Source organism: Flavobacterium enshiense, assembly GCF_040750275.1.
GTDB lineage: Bacteria > Bacteroidota > Bacteroidia > Flavobacteriales > Flavobacteriaceae > Flavobacterium > Flavobacterium enshiense_B.
This window is the reverse complement of sequence record NZ_JBDOCV010000005.1, coordinates 278,826-298,829: the sequence shown is the minus strand read 5'-3', so window position 1 is coordinate 298,829 and position 20,004 is coordinate 278,826. Positions and strand designations below refer to the sequence as shown.

At 39.4% G+C, this 20,004-nt stretch carries 14 protein-coding genes; 5 read left to right on the top strand and 9 right to left on the bottom strand.

The genetic code is table 11. The features are described from left to right. Window positions 1–285 precede the first annotated feature (285 nt). From ABGT15_RS10525 to ABGT15_RS10510, 4 genes are all read left to right on the top strand, one after another. Entirely contained in the window at window positions 286–2,493 is a 2,208-nt protein-coding gene (locus ABGT15_RS10525; protein WP_367231382.1) for a TonB-dependent receptor, read from the top strand. 130 nt (window positions 2,494–2,623) lie between these two features. Then, a complete protein-coding gene (locus ABGT15_RS10520) occupies window positions 2,624–4,696 on the top strand; it encodes a prolyl oligopeptidase family serine peptidase (RefSeq protein WP_367231639.1) in 2,073 nt (690 codons plus the stop codon). 68 nt (window positions 4,697–4,764) lie between these two features. Then, complete coding sequence (locus tag ABGT15_RS10515; RefSeq protein WP_367231381.1) at window positions 4,765–5,442, top strand: carboxypeptidase-like regulatory domain-containing protein; 678 nt, start codon at window positions 4,765–4,767, stop codon at window positions 5,440–5,442. Between the two features lie 9 nt (window positions 5,443–5,451). Next, the gene (locus ABGT15_RS10510; RefSeq protein ID WP_367231380.1) at window positions 5,452–6,456 is read left to right on the top strand and encodes a transglutaminase domain-containing protein; all 1,005 of its coding nucleotides are present in this window, start codon (window positions 5,452–5,454) and stop codon (window positions 6,454–6,456) included. A gap of 41 nt (window positions 6,457–6,497) precedes the next feature. Here the strand turns inward: ABGT15_RS10510 and ABGT15_RS10505 are convergent, their stop codons facing one another. The 9 genes from ABGT15_RS10505 to ABGT15_RS10465 all read right to left on the bottom strand — a co-directional run bounded on the left by ABGT15_RS10505 (window position 6,498) and on the right by ABGT15_RS10465 (window position 17,551). After that, a complete protein-coding gene (locus ABGT15_RS10505; RefSeq protein ID WP_367231379.1) occupies window positions 6,498–7,298 on the bottom strand; it encodes a TIGR00266 family protein in 801 nt (266 codons plus the stop codon). 112 nt (window positions 7,299–7,410) lie between these two features. Continuing rightward, window positions 7,411–8,895, bottom strand: coding sequence for a T9SS type A sorting domain-containing protein (locus ABGT15_RS10500; protein WP_367231378.1), 1,485 nt, complete (start codon window positions 8,893–8,895; stop codon window positions 7,411–7,413). 98 nt (window positions 8,896–8,993) lie between these two features. After that, entirely contained in the window at window positions 8,994–9,746 is a 753-nt protein-coding gene (locus tag ABGT15_RS10495; RefSeq protein ID WP_367231377.1) for a LytR/AlgR family response regulator transcription factor, read from the bottom strand. Between the two features lie 83 nt (window positions 9,747–9,829). After that, complete coding sequence (locus tag ABGT15_RS10490) at window positions 9,830–12,805, bottom strand: sensor histidine kinase (RefSeq protein ID WP_367231376.1); 2,976 nt, start codon at window positions 12,803–12,805, stop codon at window positions 9,830–9,832. Window positions 12,806–12,909: 104 nt separating this feature from the next. After that, window positions 12,910–13,725 (bottom strand): SDR family NAD(P)-dependent oxidoreductase, encoded by an 816-nt coding sequence (locus ABGT15_RS10485; protein ID WP_367231375.1) that lies wholly within the window; start codon window positions 13,723–13,725, stop codon window positions 12,910–12,912. A gap of 1 nt (window position 13,726) precedes the next feature. Beyond that, window positions 13,727–14,488, bottom strand: coding sequence for a monofunctional biosynthetic peptidoglycan transglycosylase (mtgA, locus tag ABGT15_RS10480; RefSeq protein ID WP_367231374.1), 762 nt, complete (start codon window positions 14,486–14,488; stop codon window positions 13,727–13,729). Further along, window positions 14,488–15,600 (bottom strand): NAD(P)/FAD-dependent oxidoreductase, encoded by a 1,113-nt coding sequence (locus ABGT15_RS10475; RefSeq protein ID WP_367231373.1) that lies wholly within the window; start codon window positions 15,598–15,600, stop codon window positions 14,488–14,490. Before ABGT15_RS10475 ends, mtgA begins: the two co-directional genes overlap by 1 nt. 6 nt (window positions 15,601–15,606) lie before the next feature. Continuing rightward, window positions 15,607–16,293: a DedA family protein gene (locus ABGT15_RS10470; RefSeq protein ID WP_367231372.1), complete on the bottom strand. Its 687-nt coding sequence runs from the start codon at window positions 16,291–16,293 to the stop codon at window positions 15,607–15,609. Window positions 16,294–16,312: 19 nt separating this feature from the next. Further along, window positions 16,313–17,551, bottom strand: coding sequence for a dicarboxylate/amino acid:cation symporter (locus ABGT15_RS10465; RefSeq protein ID WP_367231638.1), 1,239 nt, complete (start codon window positions 17,549–17,551; stop codon window positions 16,313–16,315). 338 nt (window positions 17,552–17,889) lie between these two features. On the opposite strand from ABGT15_RS10465, the gene ABGT15_RS10460 reads away from it, so the two are divergent. After that, a partial coding sequence (locus ABGT15_RS10460; RefSeq protein WP_367231371.1) for a reprolysin-like metallopeptidase occupies window positions 17,890–20,004 on the top strand: 2,115 nt, incomplete at its 3' end.

Sequence of the window (20,004 nt, the reverse complement as noted above, 5' to 3'; positions counted from 1 at the left end):
TCAATATGATCCTACGCAAACCGAATTTACACACAGCCATCACGATTTTGACGACTGTTTCACCTGTGAATTTTCGCTGGGTAATTTTACGCCGGTTGCCTTCTTTTCTTTTTCATTCCATCAAGCTACCGTTACAAAAAGTGTTTCGTTTTTCTATACTGAAAAACCAATTGTTTTTTCCGGTAGTTTCTTCAGCCTCCGGGGACCTCCTTGTTTTATTGCATAAATTTTTACTGCCGGTAGTATCGGCACGACTTTTTGTACAATAAATCAAACTTAAAAAACATGAAACTTTATTTAACCGCCCTGCTATTGTTAGGGTTTTCTATAATTGCTCTCGGGCAAAACAAACTTATTGGTACCATTACCGATCCGCACAACAAGCCCCTTGAGAGTGTTACGATTTCATTACCGGAATTGCACCAGGAAACCATTTCAGATGCTGCAGGAAATTACGCTTTTGAGAATCTTCCCAATGGAAATTTCAGTGTGAGTTTTTCGTTTATTGGTTATGCCAACAAAACAATTACCGCAACTCTTTCAACTCAGGAAACTGTTTTAAATATAACTCTGGAAGAAACTTCCACCCATATGGATGAGTTGATTATTTCTACGGCATTCAACAAACTGCAATCGCAAAACGTAATGAAAGTGGAGCATCAGTCCGTGAGAACCTTACAGCAAAACGGAGCTACCACATTAGTGGAAGGGCTGGCTAAAATCCCGGGGGTTTCGCAAATTTCAACAGGAACTTCTATTGGAAAACCTGTAATTCGTGGTTTGAGCGGCAATCGTGTCTTGGTATATTCGCAAGGAATCCGCATGGAAAATCAACAATTTGGGGAAGAACACGGTTTAGGCATGAGCGACGCCGGTGTGGAAAGCGTGGAAGTAATCAAAGGACCGGCTTCATTGTTGTACGGTTCGGATGCTTTGGGTGGTGTACTGTATTTCAATCCTGAAAAATTTGCCAAGCCTAACGCTTTTATAGGGAATTTCAACCAGAAATTTTTTTCGAATACACAAGGCAGCAATTCTTCCTTCGGCCTTAAAACATCTTCCGAAAACTGGAAGTTTTTAACCCGTGCAAGCTATTCCACCCATGCCGATTATAAAATTCCAGACGGCGAACGCATCGTGAATACCCGTTTTATCGAAAAAGATTATAAAATAGGCATCGGTTACACTACCATTCAGTATCAGACCGAATTCCGATACAATTATAATCACCTTAACATCGGCTTACCGGAAGAAACTATTGAAAACACTAATTTCCGCACGCCTCTGTATCCGAAACAGGATATCGACAACCACATGTTGAGCTGGCATCAAAAATATTTCTTCAAAAATTCGAAGCTTGAGGCCGATTTGGGCTACACTTACAACAACCGAAAAGAATTGGAGGCTGCAGACGAAATCGCTTTACACATGAAACTGAAAACAGCGAGTTACAATCTGAAATATTACCTGCCGAAATCCGGAAAGCTAGAAACTATTATCGGGATTCAGGGACTTCATCAGACCAACACCAATAACGGTGAAGAATTACTGATACCGGATGCCACAACAAACGATTTTGGAGCACTGATTACTTCCAATTACGAATGGAACAACCACACCCTTCAGGCCGGCATTCGTTACGACCATCGAAAAATTGATACGGAAACGCATGGAATATTGGGCGAAGAGGGTTATTTTCAAGCGATCCGAAAAAAATTTGAAAGCTTCAACACTTCTTTGGGATACAAAACGAAACTGCATCAAAATTTGACACTTCGTTTAAATCTGGCTTCAGGATTCCGTGCGCCGAATTTAGCGGAATTGACCTCCAACGGCGTGCACGAAGGCAGTAACCGCTACGAAATTGGAAATGCTAATTTGAAAAACGAACAGAATTTTCAAACGGATTTAAATCTGGAATACGGTAACGCCCATTTTGAGTTTTTCATCAATGGCTTTTACAATCATGTGAACAATTATATTTTCATTTCGCCAAACGGCACAACCATTGACGACAATGCTGTTTTTGATTACGTGCAGGATAACGCAACACTTTACGGCGGTGAAGTAGGTGTTCATTTTCACCCGCACCCGCTAGATTGGTTGCATTTTGTGAGCAGTTTCGAAAACGTAACCGGCAAAAAAGACAATGGCGACTATTTACCACTGATTCCAGCCAATAAATTTTCGAATACGCTTCGCACCGAATTCGAATTTAAACAATGGTTAAAAAAAGGGTATGCCTTAGTAAATGTCGATTACATCTTTAACCAAAACAACACCAGTGCTTTTGAAACCAAATCTTCGAATTACACTTTGGTAAACTTGGGCTTTGGGAGTAACCTCAACATCGGAAAAGCCAAATTTGACCTCACCCTTAATGCTAACAATCTTTTAGACAAAACCTATATTTCACACCTTTCAAGATTGAAAAATGACGGTATTCCCAATATCGGAAGAAACCTTATTTTAGGAATCAATTTCAATTTTTAACCATAAAAGCTATCCTAACCGATAGCTTTTTTTAACATTTTAAAATTTTCAGAATACTTATATTTGAGAAATCAAAAAACAATCCATGAGAAACATTGTAACTTCAACTGCCGTAATTTGTAGTTTAACCATGAATGCACAAGCTCCTAAAAACATGGGAGAAATTAAATATCCCGAAACCAAAAAAATCGAACATACCGATACGTATTTCGACACTAAAGTAAACGACCCTTATCGCTGGCTGGAAGACGACCGCTCGGCGGAAACCGGCGCATGGGTAAAGGCGCAAAACGAAGTAACATATGGCTACTTAAATCAGATTCCGTTCCGTGATGCCATCAAAGCGCGCATGGAAAAATTGTGGAATTACGAAAAAATAAGCGCTCCTTTCAAAGAAGGAAAATACACGTATTATTCTAAAAACAACGGCTTACAGAATCAGTCTGTAATCTATCGAAAAGATGCTTCCGGAAAAGAGGAAATCTTTTTAGACCCGAACACCTTTTCTAAGGATGGTACAACTTCGTTAGGCGGACTGGATTTTTCAAGAGACGGCTCTAAAGTAGCCTATGCGATTTCTGAAGGCGGAAGTGATTGGCGCAAAGTCATCATCATGGATGCCATCACCAAAAAAGTGATCGAAGACACGATTGTGGATGTAAAATTCAGCGGCGTTTCCTGGAAAGGAAATGAAGGTTTTTATTATTCGAGTTATGACAAGCCGAAAGGAAGTGAATTGTCCGCAAAAACCGATCAGCATAAATTGTATTACCATAAATTGGGAACGGCACAGAAAGACGATAAAGTGATCTTTGGCTTAGATCAAAAAAGACGTTATGTAGGCGGAAATGTTACTGAAGACGATCGCTATCTAATCATCAGTGCAGCCAATTCCACCTATGGAAACGAATTATACATCAAGGATTTAACCGTTGAAAACAGTCCGATTGTAACGATTGTAGACCACTTCAACACGTCCAACTACATTATTGAAAACGAGGGCACGAAACTGTTCATCGTAACCGATTGGAACGCACCAAACAAAAAGATCATGACCGTAGACGCGGCCAATCCGAAGCCGGAAAACTGGAAAAATTTCATTGCGGAAACCGAAAATGTCTTATCGCCATCCACCGGAAGCGGCTATTTCTTTGCCAATTACATGAAAGATGCCGTATCGCTTGTAAAACAGTACGATTACAACGGGAAACTGATTCGTGAAATCGCGTTACCGGGTGTGGGTTCTGCAAGTGGTTTCGGCGGAAAAAAAGATGAAAAAACACTCTATTATTCTTTTACCAATTATATTACGCCGGGAACCATTTATTCGTTTGAACCGAAAGCCGGAACCTCTGAAGTATACGACAGACCAAAAGTAGATTTCAAATCGGAAGATTATGTTTCCAAACAGGTTTTCTACACTTCCAAAGACGGAACTAAAATCCCGATGCTTATCACCCATAAAAAAGGGTTAAAACTGGACGGTAAAAACCCAACGATGCTGTACGGATACGGAGGCTTCAACGTGAGTTTAACCCCAAGTTTCAGCATTGCCAACGCGATTTGGATGGAAAACGGAGGTATTTATGCGGTTCCGAATTTACGCGGCGGTGGCGAATACGGGAAAAAATGGCACGATGCCGGAACCAAAATGCAAAAGCAAAATGTATTTGACGATTTCATCGCTGCCGCAGAATATTTAATTGCCAACCACTACACTTCGAAAGACTTTTTGGCCATTCGCGGAGGTTCTAACGGTGGATTATTAGTAGGCGCAACGATGACCCAACGCCCGGATCTGATGAAAGTAGCGTTACCCGCTGTTGGAGTAATGGACATGTTGCGTTACCATACTTTTACTGCAGGAGCAGGCTGGGCCTACGATTACGGAACCGCCGAAGATTCGAAAGAAATGTTCAGCTACCTAAAAGGCTATTCCCCGGTACATAATGTTAAAAAAGGCACTCCGTATCCTGCCACAATGGTGACAACCGGCGATCATGACGACCGAGTAGTTCCGGCGCACAGTTTTAAATTTGCCGCAGAATTACAGGACAAACAAGCCGGAGACAATCCTACACTAATCCGTATTGACATTAATGCGGGACACGGGGCTGGAAAATCAGTGGCTGCTACGATTCAGGAGAATGTGGATATTCAGGCGTTTACCTTGTACAATATGGGCATTAAAAAACTGAAATAAATTCGCACATTGAAAATCCGTTTAAATAAACGGATTTTTTTTAACTTACGATCTAAAAGTAAATTACTATGAAAAGTAAATTCTATCTTGATATAACATCCCCATGTTCTGAAGATTTTAATAAATTCAACGCTACTGTAAAAGGTGGTTTTTGTAATTCCTGCAGCAAAGAAGTAATTGATTTTACAAAATCATCTCCGGAAGAAATTGTTGATTATTTCAATAAAGAAAAAAGTAAGAATGTTTGTGGAAGATTTAAAACTAGCCAAGTAAGAAACCATAATGAATCGGTTGCAAAAAAGAAAAATGGTTTCGGTTTTTTAAGTGGTATTGGTTTCGCCTGTATTTCGTTTTTTAATAGTTTAACCCTACAAGCTCAGGAAATTAATCCTCAAAAAAAATCCAATGCTAATGATGTGCAAACAGAAGACACAACGGAACAAGAATACCTCACTGTAAAAGGAGTTGTGAGTGAAGGAGGCTTACCATTACCCGGTGTAAGTGTTGTAGTTGAAGGAACACTAAAAGGAACACAAACAGATATGGATGGAAATTTTGCATTCACTGAAAAACTTAAAAAAGGAGATGTTCTGGTTTTTAGTTTTATTGGTTTAGAATCAAAAAAAGTAACTATTGAAAGCGGAAATTCTGATTTAAAAGTAGACTTAAACGTAAATATGAACAGTTGTAACCTCATTATGATGGGTAAAGTCGCTAAAAAAGGAGTTTATGCTTCAAAGAAATAATTGTGCTGAATGAAAAATATTTATTTTCTTTTTACATTATTCTTTAGCTCAATACTCACTGCGCAAATTTCGGACTTTAATTCAACCAATTTTACCATAGCCGACAATATTGCTAAGCTGAATGAAAGAGAAAACCTAAACAATCTTCCTATACTTTCATATAAGCTTACTAATAAACTTAATACTGATGTTGAAAAATTCAGAGCAATTTTTTATTGGGTTTGTGATAATATTAAAGCTGATGATCACCAAAACACAAAAATCAAAAACAGTAGAAAAAAGCTCCAAAATGATAGTTTAGCTTACATCGAATGGAATCGCCAGTTCGGAAAAAAAGCATTAAAAGAACTTTTAAAATATAAAAAAACTACTTGTTCAGGATATGCCTATTTACTTAAAGAATTGTGTTTCTTTGCAAATATCGAATGTAAAATCATTAATGGTTATGGAAGAACAATTGATGAAAATGTTGAATCGTTAGATTTAGCAAACCATTCTTGGAATGCTGTAAAATTAGACAATAAATGGTATTTATGTGACGCAACCTGGGCAAGTGGTTACTCCGATTCTAAATCAAATTTTATAAAAGAATATAACAACGGATATTTTTTATCCGATCCCAACTTATTTGCAAAAAATCATATCCCCTTTGAGAAAAAATGGTTGCTCCTAAATGACGCCACCCAAATCAACGGCAATATTCCTCCGATTGTTTACGGTGAAACCTTTAAATTAAATATCAATCCAATTACACCGGACAAAATGGTTGTAAATTGTAAAGAAGGTGATGTAGTGACTTTTAGTTTTAAAAATTTGAACAATAAAAACTACAACCCTTCTCTCGTTGAATTAATTAGAGAGAAAGAAATCCTATATGATATTTATAATATTCAACACAATAATGGATTAACAACTTTTAAGTACAGGTTTCCCAAGAATGGAAATTTTGATGTACATCTTAAAGCTGAAAATTATATTATTGCAACTTATATTATTAAAGTAGAAAATAACTAACTATAAAAAGAAATCCGCTCTTTCGAGCGGATTTCTTTTTATTAAAAACGATTATCCCCGTCAATCATTCGTCCTAAACCACCTAACAAACTACCTTCTTCTCTACCGCTTCCTCCTGCTTTTGGTGCTGAAGCGATAATACGGTCCGCCAATCGGCTGAACGGTAACGATTGGATATACACCACGCCCGGTCCGCGTAAGGTAGCATAAAACAACCCTTCTCCGCCAAAAACCGAATTCTTAATCCCTCCGATGAATTCGATATCGTAATCCACATCTTTAGTAAAACCGACGATACACCCGGTGTCTACTTTTAACACTTCTCCAGCTTGCAATTCTTTACGGGCTAAAGTTCCTCCGGAATGTACGAACGCCATACCATCGCCTTCGATTTTCTGCATGATGAAGCCTTCCCCACCGAACAAACCTCTACCCAATTTTCGGGAGAATTCAATACCAACCGAAACACCTTTAGCGGCACATAAAAACGAATCCTTCTGGCAGATGAATTTACCTTGGTATTTCGTTAAATCAATCGCAACAATTTTTCCGGGATAAGGCGAAGCAAACGACACTTTGCGTTTCCCTCCATCCTGATTGATGTAGGCGGTCATGAACAGGCTTTCCCCGGTTAAAACGCGTTTTCCTGCGGTTAGCAATTTTCCTAAAAAACCTTGCTGCTCTGCGGAACCGTCACCAAAAATGGTTTCCATTTTAATACCGTTGTCCATCATCATAAAGCTTCCGGCTTCGGCCACTACTACTTCCTGAGGATCTAATTCAATTTCAACATATTGCATTTCTTCACCATAAATATGGTAATCGATTTCGTGTGATGTCATTTTTATTGTTTTTTGATTATACCAATTAGACGTTTGAAGGCACAAAATGTTACGCTATTAAAAAAGCGCTTTCCGGATTCGAAAAACGCTTTAAAAAAACTAAAACTAACAACTATTCTTTTACAATTTTTTTAAGGCTTTGTTGCCCGTTCTCCGTTTTAACCTGCAACAGATAAACTCCGGCGGACAAATCAGAAAGATCAATCTGTACAGTATCGAACGTCTTTACTTTATTTCCTAACAAAGTATATACCGCAACCGATTCTACTTTTGATGCGGACGATAGGGTCAAAAATCCTTTGGTTGGATTCGGATATGCTTTAAAATCGGCAATGGTCTCAAAGTCGTGATTTCCTAAGGTTGCATTGTATTCGTAGGCTCCCATATCTACCGTCGTATTTACAATTCTTGCGTTGCCGTTCAGATCTTGTGTAATCCCCGAAGTTATAAATCCATTGTTCCCCGCATTTATCGCTGAAGATGTGGCTTGCAGGGTAAAATCAGAATTCAAGAGAGGATTGCTGTCAATACCTCCAATTTGTCCGCCTTGCGAAATCGTATTTTGTAGCGAAGGCCCACCCAATGTTCCTGTAAAATTAAATGGTGCATTGCCACCGTTATTGTAAATAATTACATTTTTAAACGCACAATTCGAGGCATTATGCGAGCGTATCGTTTGTCCGGACAGCCCTGAATTGTTTGAAAATGTCGAATTTATCACCACCGCACTTATACTGTTTTGGTTTCCACTGTTCACTTCGCTGGCGCTTAAATACAAACACGATGCGCCATTAACCGATGTATTGTTGTTAAACAGACAATTTTCGATTTTTGAGTTACCATACCAGGTGTAACCATTTGCGCCCGATATCAAAACAGTACCGTTTGTAGTTGCATAATTGAACCTAAAAACACAGTTGGTAAAATCGGTAATTATCGTTTTACTAACCTGACCATTATTGAAATAACCACTGCTTACGGAAACATCTGTCCCGGTATTTTTTTCAAAAACACAATTATTCATCTGTACACTCATAAAATCGCCGGAGTATCTTGACTGAACATAAAGAGCGCCGCCACGACTGTGAAAATACTGTCCGGCTCCTGAAGTCAGTGTAGTTCCGTTGGCATTACCTCCCGAGAGGGTAAATCCGTCAATAGTAATATAAGAAGTACCGGAAGCCTGATGAATTACCGTAATGATATGGTACGAATTATCCTGTCTTGTCGCTTCCGTAGGAATAAGGTTGGTATTGTCATTTGCACTAATGTCTCCACTTAATATCGTGCTGTTCAGTTTCGGATTTCTTTGACTTAAAAGTGTTTCTGTTCCGTTAAAACCTCCATAGATTTTTTTAGTACCTCCATAAATATAAAACCCTTTACCCCGTCCTGTTCCATAGGTTGGCAAATGAGTCCCAGCCATAACCCAAATTTCGTCTGCCGAAGTACACGCCATAATAGCATCCTGAAGGTTCGATGCGTTTGCCCAACTTGTACCGGCACCTGTACCTGTAGCAACTGGTTTTACATAAATAGTCGCAGCCGAAATTGTTAGGCTCATAAAAAACAAGAGAGAAAGTAATCCTTTTTTCATAGTTGTCTGATTTTATATTTTGGTCAAATTTCAATCAGACGAGTGTTTTATTTAACAGTTTTTTTCTGAATAGTCTTTATTTTTTTCTGAAACGGACATTAAAACAATTCCTGAATCATTTGCAGAAATTCTTCTTTTTTCTCTTTGGCAATCGGAACGGTTTTATTGTTTTCCATAATTAGGTGGAAACCGTCTTTTTTGGACAATTCTTTAATGTATTTCAGGTTGACCAGATAGGAACGGTGTGGTTTGTAAAAAATCGGTTTGCTGTCCAACTGGTCTACAAAATGCTTGAGCGGTTTACAGATAAGCTGGGTTTCGTTGTTTTTCATATATACTTTAGTGTACATCCCGTCAGCCTCAAACAAAACGATATCTTCATGGGAAACAAACAAAATCCCTTTAGGCACTTCCAACACCATTTTATTAAGCGACAACTGCTGAAACACTTTTTTCAAATCATCCAGTTTGTGGGTGATGCTGTTCTTTGCAATGTTCTGCTTCGCCTTATCAATGGCGGCTTTTAATTCGGCACTGTCTATAGGTTTTAACAGATAATCCACGGCGGAGAGTTTGAACGCCTGAACCGCGTATTCATTATAAGCTGTAATGAAAATAATCTGAAAATTCATGGCGTCCGGCTCGAAAAATTCGGCCAGCTGCAATCCGGAATGTCCTGGCATTTCAATATCCAGAAAAACGATATCCGGCTGATGCGCTTTGATTAAAGCTACCCCCGATTCCAAATCGGAAGCTTCCCATACTGTCGTGATTTCAGGACATTGCTCCGTTACAAGTGCGTTAATCAATCGTCTTGCCTTGTTTTCATCGTCGATAATGATTGCCTTCATGTTTTTTATTTGCTGCAAAAATGAACATTAAATGCTATAGTGCTGAATATTTTTTCCGAAACCTCTTTTTTCCTTGCTGAGTTTTATCCAAACGGAATAAAAATTTCAACACGTGTTCCCTGAGAATGGTGTTCCGTATCATACAAATCTTCTACGGTTACCGCTGCTTTTTTTATTCTGGTTTTGTTGATCAATTCGATGCGTTTCTGATTGGCAGTCGTGGCAAACGATTGGTGCAAATATGCCCTTTTGCTGTTCAAAGCTGCCGATGCTTCTCTACCGATGCCATTATCTTCCACCACGCAAACCAAACCTTCTTTTTTACTGTCACTTCTAAAGGAAATGCTCAGCTTTCGATTGCTTTTCTTATGCAACAAACCGTGTTTCAGTGCGTTTTCAACATAGGGCTGAATAAACAACGACGGTACTTTTACCGAAAAGGTATCCAGTTTTTCATCAACGGTTATTTCATAAGAAAGGGCATCTTCAAAACGGTCTTTTTCCAATTCAAGGTATAAACCAAGCGCTTTGACTTCTTCTTCCAGAGGCACTTCGCTTTCACGGCTGTGCTCCAGATAAATGCGGATTAAGCGTGAAAATTTCACCAAAAAAGCACTGGCGGTTTGTTTTTCGTTGGTTACAATGTACTCCTGAATTGAATTCAAAGCATTAAAAATAAAGTGCGGATTCATTTGTGATCGCAGGTTTTCCAACTGTGAAAAAACCAATTCCCGGTCGGTTTCTGCCTTTTCGAGTACCACTTGTTTTTCTCGTTCGATGCGCAATATCCTTTTTCGGAAGTACAGCCAAACCGATGCCACTAACGCCAAAGAAAGCAACACATAAAACCACCATTTCTGCCAAAAAGGACGCAATATGATAAGCCGCATGCTAATGGCTTCTGAAGTTTTGCCGCTGACGGAAATGGCTTTTACCTGAAACTCAAAATCGCCCGGCGGAAGACTCAAATAGCGTATAAAATCGGTGCCTTTCTCCAACGATTGCCATTCTTTATTCAGGCCTACTAGCCGATACTGATACACGACACTTTCTTTGGTTTGAAAACCATTAACATTGAAACTTATCTTGATGGCATTTTTATCGTAATTCAGTTGGTAATTGGACTGCAATACTGTATCTTTTTCCTGAATACTTACTCCGGTGAAATAAACCTCCGGTGAACGCGTCGCTTTAAAACTCTTATGTTTATCCACCACAAAAATCCCTTTGTTCGAAGATAAAAAAACCTGATCACCCACAATGGCTATATCGGAAACGGTATAACTTTCCAAACCGTCATTTTTGGTGAGGCTCTGTAATTTTTTTGAATTGGTGTCCAAAACCTGAATGCCGTCTTCGGTACTGATCCAAAGCTTATTATTGTCACTTTTGAGCTTCCCGGTTTGGTTGGACAATAAGCCATTGGCAGTGGTATAACTGTAGACCACCTTACCGTTTTGAATACCTAAAACGCCATCTTTAAAAGTGGACACCCATAACGTCCCGTCTACCGTTTCATCAATATCGATGGCGAATATGGGTTTGTGGTTATACCGGATATTACGATACTGACCCTTAGCATCAAAGGCCATTAATTCGTCTACAAAACCTACATAGTTCTGATTCGTTTTCGAACTGTAAAAACAAGTATAGGCGCGTTTCATTCGCAATTCCTTAATGCTAAACGCAGGAGTAAAACTGTTACTTACGGGTGGTTCATAACTAATTTTTCCCACTCCTTTTTTAACTTGTTCAAATGGATTATCGACAAGACTCGCGCGGTCATAACTTGCATTAAGCAGCGAATGGTTTCTGGAAACAGTCATTTCCTTAGAAGCAGTAAAATAAGGCAACTTGTACATTTTTTTTTGAACAAGCGACCATAAATAGGATTGGGATTCCTGACTGATAAAAATAGCTTTATACTGCGCATTGTAAACCAACTGAGCAACTTTGGACTCCGAAGAAAGTGAAAAATGACTGGTTTTGAAGGTCTCTGTATCCAACAATCCTATTTTACCGTTAGTAGTTCCAAAAGCTATTGTATGGGAGTCTATCATTTCCATAGTGGTTACCTGTTGTGAGGTTTCCGATAATGGAATTTTTTTTATGTGGATGTTTGGCATCACAAAAACACCATTGCGAAGGGTTGTGAACCAAAAGTTATTGTCGCGGTCCTTGACCATTTTGGTAACATATTCTGAAGAAAGATATGTGTTTTTATAGCTTATCTCCGAACCATTCCAGCTACAAACCACCACACCCTGATTCGTACAAAACCACAGCAACTGGTCTTTCATTATCACCCGGACAATCGTTTTGGTACGAAGTGCTTCCGGAACCACTATGCTTCTAAAAACAGTTGTTCCGTTGGGCTGAATAAAAAAATGTTGGTTTCCATCAATAAACGAAGAGAAAAACAAAGCATTGTCCAAAGCGCAAAAGGCATTATTCTTAGGTTCAATTGGCTTAGGATGAAATTGAAAAACCGGTTCTATCCTATTCGTTTTATTAAATTTTCGGATATGGTGGGACAAGGTAAAATAAAGCTGATTCTTATAGTGAAACGGGAAGCCGTAAAAAGGAGATGAAAACGATTTATCTTTACTCAAAACCTTTTTTTTGGTTGCAATGTCAATAGTAAAAACTCCTTTTTCACAAAAAACGACAAGATTTCCGTCCCGGATAACAAACTCCGGAAGCTGCCCTTTAAGCTCATCTTTTAAATCGGTAAACAAGTGGAGTTGCCCTTTTTTTACATAAAAAAACTGGCCGGAAATGTTGTTGCACCAAATTCTGCCCTTCTCATCTTCCAAAAGACCAAAAACGGAAAGTCCTCTTTTTTCTGGACGCGTAAAATCCACAAAGGTTTTACCATCATAACGATACAGACCTTTATCAGCGGCCAACCAGATAAATCCGTTGTGATCTTCCAGTACATCGTAAAATTCGATATCGGGCAGCCCGTCTTTTTCCGTCAACTGAATGGTTACCGGCTGCTGGGCATAAAGAAAACCCACGCAAAACATCAAAAGAATATGTACTACTTTGCTTTTCAAAAATTTACTTAAAAACGTAAATGTAAGGCAACCAGCAGGAAAATTTCGATTTTCTTTTTAAAAGTGCGGCTTTTGTTGCTGAAAGGAGTGTCTAAAAGATGGCACTACCCTAAAACAGATTTGCGAATAATGCGGTTGAACAATTTATACCCCAATCTGGAACGCAAGAAATTCATGGCATTGGCATCAAAACCAATGGTATATCGTGTAAAATTAGTTCGAGGATTATTGGCAATACCGAAAAGCGTTTGGGTAATTTTCGGCGTAAGATTTGTATTTTTCTTGGTTTTCTTATGCAAGATTCCAGTGATTTTCTGCATCATTCTTTCGTAAGAGGGAACACCACCCGTTTCGGATTTCACCACATGGCTTTGAAAAGCGGTTGGTGCATTTCCGAATTGTACGGTACTGACACTAATATTAAATTCCATCAGTTCATACGACATGCACTCGGAAAAACTTTCCACAGCTTTTTTGGTGGAATGATAAAAACTGCCCAATGGCAAATTCACCAATCCGGCAATTGAAGATATGTTAATAAACTGTCCGAATCGCTGCTCACGGAATACCGGTATAAAGGCACGACAGACTTTAACGACACCTAACCAGTTTACATCAACAATGGTTTTGATTTTCTCGTCTTCCGAAAGTTCCACAAAACTGCGGTACCCGATTCCGGCATTGTTAATGACCACATCGATGGTTTTATGGTTGGCAATGATCTTTGCCTTAGCGGATTCGATGCTTTCCGAGCAACTCACATCCATGATGTAACTGCTCACATTCGGCAAACCAACTGTATCCTTTCCGTGGTCAAAACACGTCATGGTCGCAATGACATGCCATCCGTTTTGCGAAAAATATTTGGCGGTTTGTTGTCCGATACCACTCGAAGCTCCTGTAATCAATACCGTTTTCATGTTATTCCGGTTTTTTGTCGTAATCGATTTTACCAACATGACGCATCACGCGAACAATTTTGTCTTTTCGTCGGTTTACATAAGAGGACGAATTCACTGCTTTATATCTCCTTGGACTCGGGAGAATAGCTGCAATTCCGGCGGCTTCGTATTTGGTTAAATCTTTGGCATCTTTATGGTACCAGTATTCGGAGGCTGCCTGAGCGCCATATACGCCATTACCCATTTCAATGCTGTTCAAGTATACTTCCATGATACGCTCTTTACCCCAAATCAACTCAATTAAAACCGTAAAATAAGCCTCCAGTCCTTTGCGAAGGTAACTTCTGCCTTGCCACAGAAATACATTTTTGGCAGTTTGTTGCGAAATGGTACTTCCTCCTTTTAACTTTTTGCCCTTCTGATTGCTTTCATAAGCATTGGCCAACGCTTTGAAATCAAAACCATTGTGTCGTAAAAAATTTCCGTCTTCACTGGCAATCACAGCTTTTTGAAGGTTCATGGAAATATCTTCCAACGGCACCCAATCGTGATTTAAATAGACTTCTTTCTCTTCCTGCGTATTCTCAATGGCACGTATAGCCATCAAAGGAGTAAACGGAATCGGTACAAATTTGAACAACACCACAAAAAAAATGGAAAGCCCGAATCCCCACAAAAACAGTTTAAAGAAAAAACGCATAACCTTACCCATGAAACTTCTGTTTTGGGTTTTGGTATTTGATTTTACCGGTGTCTTTTTGGTGTTCTTCTTGGTTGCCATTATACTAAATCTGCTAATTCCTGTCCTACTAAACTGCCTATGGCTACGCCCATTCCTCCTAAGCGTACACCACAGTACACATTGGGTGAAAGCTGTTCTACTATAGGTTTTTTATGTGATCCCAAGCCCATAATACCACTCCAGCGGTGGGCTATTTTATATTCAGTATTTGGTAAAATCACTTCGCGTAACAATTGTTCTAATCGGTTTTGAATTTGTTCGGTCAAGCCGAATTCCGAGGTAGTTTCCCCTTCAAAATCGAGGTTTCTTCCACCTCCGAACAAGATTCTGTTTTCAATGTTTCGGAAGTAATAATATCCGCCGTCTATGTGAAAGGTTCCTTTGATATCAAGATTTGGAATAGGTTCGGTAATTAGAACCTGTGCCCTTGCCGGACGAACAGCCCCTTCCGTTAATGTGCCGGCAAAACCGTTGGTAGCAAATAACACTTTCTTAGAAGTAAACACAAAATCATTAGTTTGTATTTGAACACCTGTATCGGTATCCTGAAAATCGGTAACATTTTGCTGGTTTAAAATAAGGATATTGTTGGCATGTGCTTCTTTCAGTAAAGCCTGCATCATGTTTCCTGTGTCAATTTGCCCTTCAAAAGGATTGAAAATCAAATACTCGTGTATGCCTTTAAAATCAAAACGATCGACTTCTTTGGCAAAAACATCGGCTTTAAAAAGCGGTTTGAGAATGTCGTTTACAAAAGGTAATTTCTGCAGACATTCGGCATACGTACTTTCATCTTCCTTCAGAAAAAGCTCGTAACCGCCGTAAGGCTTGAAATCGATGGTGGCATCACCCAAACGCTTGCGAAGCAGTTGCAATCCGTTCCATCTTTTCTGAATCAGCTGAATAACCTCTTCTTCGGAATGATTTTTTAAATCTTCGATAATTTCCGAAAGGCTGCCAAAACAGGCAAAACCGGCATTTTTAGTACTCGCACCTTCCGGTAAAGCCCCTTTTTCCAATACCAAAATTTTACTTTCCGGAAAACGTTCGCGCAATCGCAAAGCCGTATGAAGTCCGACAATACCGCTTCCTACGACGGTATAGTCTACATTAGAAAACCAATTTTTCAGTTCCCAATAGCTGACATTCATATACGATTACTTGCGGGCTTTAAGTTTATTTTTAATGGAATTAATCACAATTGGTGCCGTTGAAATTAAGATGATTCCAACAACAATTAATTCGATGTATTTTTTTAAATCAATCTGATGGTTATCCAAAAGGTAACGGTACAGATAATGTCCGGAAAAAATTAGGGTGAACGACCAAAGGAAGGAACTCACAATGTTGTAGAACATGAATTTCTTCTTTTCCATCTGCACAATTCCGGCTACAATCGGCGCAAACGTTCTTATGATTGGAAGGAAACGCGCGAAAATGATGGCACGTCCTCCGTGCTTTTCGAAAAACAAACGCGACTGAATTAAATATTTCTTTTTGTACCAGAAATTATCTTCCTTGGAATATAAGAAATGACCGCTTTTCGCACCAAACCAATAGCCAAAAATATTTCCGATAATTCCCGACACAGCAACTAAAGTGGACAATACCGCCACATTGGCAAACTCCCCTTCAATAACTAACAGTTCTTTCATCAGGGTTTCGCTGTAAATACCGGAAAGAAACAACAAACTGTCTCCCGGTAAAAAGAATCCGGCGAACAATCCGGTTTCGGCAAATACAATAAAAAGTACTACATAAATACCGATGTGGTGACCGGCAATTTCAAGGTTGATATAAAACTCAGGGTTTAATAATTGGGTCCAGTGGAATGGCTCATTCATTTGGAATATTTTTTAATAATTAGTTTTCAGTTTTGGTTTCCCATTTGTCTACGGCACTTGTTGCTAAGGCATTTCCTAATACGTTGGTCATACTTCGGGCCATATCGCAAAAATGGTCTATTGGTAAAATTAAGGCGATGCCTTCCGGCGGAATGCCAAACATCGCACAAGTGGCTACCACTACAATTAAAGAAGCTCTTGGCACACCGGCTACTCCTTTACTGGTTAACATCAGTACCAGCAACATGGTTAGCTGTTTGTCCAACGGCATGTCAATTCCGTATACCTGAGCAATGAAAATACTGGCAAAAGTCATGTACATCATACTCCCATCAAGGTTAAACGAATAACCCAACGGCAAGGTAAAGGAAACAATTCGCGGTTGGCAACCAAAGCGCTCCAATTCTTCCACCATCTTTGGAAAAACGGCTTCGCTACTGGTTGTGGAAAAGGCAATCAACAATGGACTTTTAATTCTCTTCAGCAACGTCCACAATCGGTTTCCTAAAATCAGATATCCTACAAACAGTAATAATATCCAAAGGACAATAATTCCAATAGCAAAGGCCAAAAGGTAATTGGCATACAAGCTGAAAATTTCAAAACCGTAATTGGCAACCGCTCCGGCAACTGCCCCAAAAACTCCCAATGGTGCTACCCACATTATATAGGTAACCATTTTTAGTACTACATGCGAAATGGAATCAAGAAGTTTTAAAATAGGCTTGGCTTCTTTCTTGCTGAAAGCTGCTAAAGCCACACCAAAAAGAATAGAAAATATTACAATTTGCAAAATTTCATTAGTGGCAAAGGCTTCAAATATACTTTTAGGCACCACATGTTTTACAAATTCTTCCAGGGAAAAAGATTGTGTTTTTTCAAGCAATTCGGAAGCTGATGACGTATCATCCATCTTAATATTGGTTCCTTTGCCCGGGGCCAAAGTATTCACCAAAACCATTCCCAATAAAAGTGATATTAAGGAAGCCGTAATAAACCAAGCCATCGCTTTTGCACCAACGCGCCCTACCATTTTCATATCACCCATTTTGGCTATTCCTACCACTAAAGTGGAGAACACCAAAGGCGCAATAATCATCTGAACCATTCGGATAAAAATGGTCCCAAGCAGCTTTATATTTTTGGAGAAAACCTCCTTAGAATCAGCAAATTGATAATGAACAATGCCACCTAAAATCACACCCAGAATCAGTGCAACTATAATTGCTATAAAGAGTTTATTGTTGTTGTTTTTCACTTCAAAATCAATTTTTAGTCCGTGAAAATACTCATATTTTTTGAAAAGACCATTTTTAATTTCCACAAAAGCGAAAATTTAAGACATTTTTAAAGCCTTCAAAGAATTATTAAAAACGCACTAACAATCGACCAAAAAACATAATTCTTACAGAATTTACACAAAAAATATAAAAACGATAATTATTTTCTTTTGTTTTTACATTATCCGACGATTAAGTATTGATTACTAATGAATTATACCAATAAAAATGTTAAAAAAATATATTGTTTTAAATAAAATGTTAAATATATTTGCTTCCGACTAAAAAACCATAACAAATATAACAATCAAAAACCATGAAGCTCAAATTACTTTCAATTGCTTTACTGGCATTTACGAGCACTGCAATTGCACAGAACAACGGCTCGTTTTGGAAGACTTCTTCAAAAAAAGGCATTATCCCCACTACTGAAAGAGGCGCCACCTTGCCAACTAAAAACCTATTCGATTTAGACATCAACGGATTGAAAAATGCTTTGGTTAATTCCCCAAAACGAGGTCTTAACGCACCAAAATCTAATGTTATCATTGCTTTTCCGAATACAGACGGTCAAATGGAACGCTTTCAAATCATGGAAGTATCTAATATGGAATCTGGATTGGCAGAGCGTTTCCCTGAAATCAAATCCTATGTAGGCCAAGGAATCGACCATCCTACATCGGTAATGTATTTCAGTGTTTCTCCTTTAGGATTACAAACCATGCAAATCAACGCGGACCAATCGGCGATTTTCATCGAACCGTACTCTAAAGATTTAACAACCTATACAGTTTTCAGAAAAGCGGACAAAATGCGATCCCTTTCTCATTTTGAATGTACCGTAATTGAAGATGCGCGTACAGCCGTTCAAGCTTCAGGAGCTGCATTACGTCCAAATGCGGATGACAGTATGCTGCGAACGTTCCGTTTAGCGATGTCTACTACCGGAGAGTATACTGCTTACTTCGGCGGGACAAAAGCCTTGGCTTTAGCAGCTATCAACAATACCATGACACGTGTTAACGGCGTTTTCGAAAAAGACTTTGGTGTGAGACTGAACTTGATCGCAAACAACGATGCCGTGATCTACACAAGTGCTTCTACCGATCCGTATTCAGCATCTTCATCCATGTCCAATTGGAACTCACAATTACAGTCTACGTTGACTTCTGTTATTGGCGAATCCAATTATGATGTAGGTCACTTGTTTGGTAAAGATGGCGGCGGCGGTAACGCAGGATGCATCGGATGTGTTTGTGTAAACGGTCAAAAAGGAAGCGGTTATACTTCTCCTGCTGATGGAATTCCTTCGGGAGATAATTTCGATATCGATTACGTAGCACACGAATTAGGACACCAATTCGGAGCCAACCATACTTTCTCTCACAGCAATGAAGGAACTGGTGTAAACGTAGAACCAGGAAGTGGTTCTAGTATTATGGGCTATGCCGGGATTACGCCTCAGGACATTCAAGCGCATTCGGATGCCTATTTCCATGCAGCCAGTATCCAACAGGTTACCAACAACATTAAAAACAAAACGTGCCAAACCAATACGGCTACAGGCAATGCTGTTCCAACAGCGGGTGCCGGTTTAGATTTCACGATCCCTAAAAGCACTCCTTTTATGTTAACCGGAACAGGTACCGATGCAAATGGAGATGCCCTTACTTATATTTGGGAACAAATGGACAACGCTTCTTCATCGCAAACCGGAGCGAGTTCTGCAGCAAGTGCCACTAAAACTTCGGGACCAACTTTCAGATCGTACGCGCCTTCAACGGCTACTACACGATATTTCCCAAGAATGCAATCGGTTTTAACAGGAGCAACTACAACGGCAGGTTCAGAAATTACTGTGGAAGCCGTTCCTTCAGTAGCCAGAACGATGAACTTCCGATTTACGGTTCGCGACAACAGAGCCGGCGGTTCTGCAAACAATAGTGACGATATGATTGTTACGGTTAATGCAACAGCAGGACCATTCAGCGTAAGTGCTCCAAATACGGCAGTATCTTGGGCTGGAGGTTCAACGCAAACCGTTACATGGAATGTGGCAGGAACAACTGCTAATGGTGTAAACTGTGCTAATGTTGACATTTTAATCTCAACAAATGCCGGTACTACTTGGTCTACTTTATTGGCGGCAACACCAAATGACGGTACGCAAACCATTACAGTTCCAAACACAGCAGGAACTCAGAACAGAATCATGGTAAAAGGTTCAAATCACATCTTCTTTGATGTTTCCAACACTAACTTTACCATTACAGCTGGAACTTCTGACACTACAGCGCCATCAGCTCCAACCAGCTTAACAGCATCCGGAACAACAGCTACGACAACTAACTTATCTTGGACAGCTTCTACAGATAACGTAGGAGTAACCGGATACGACGTTTACAGAGGAACTACTTTATTAGGAACCGTA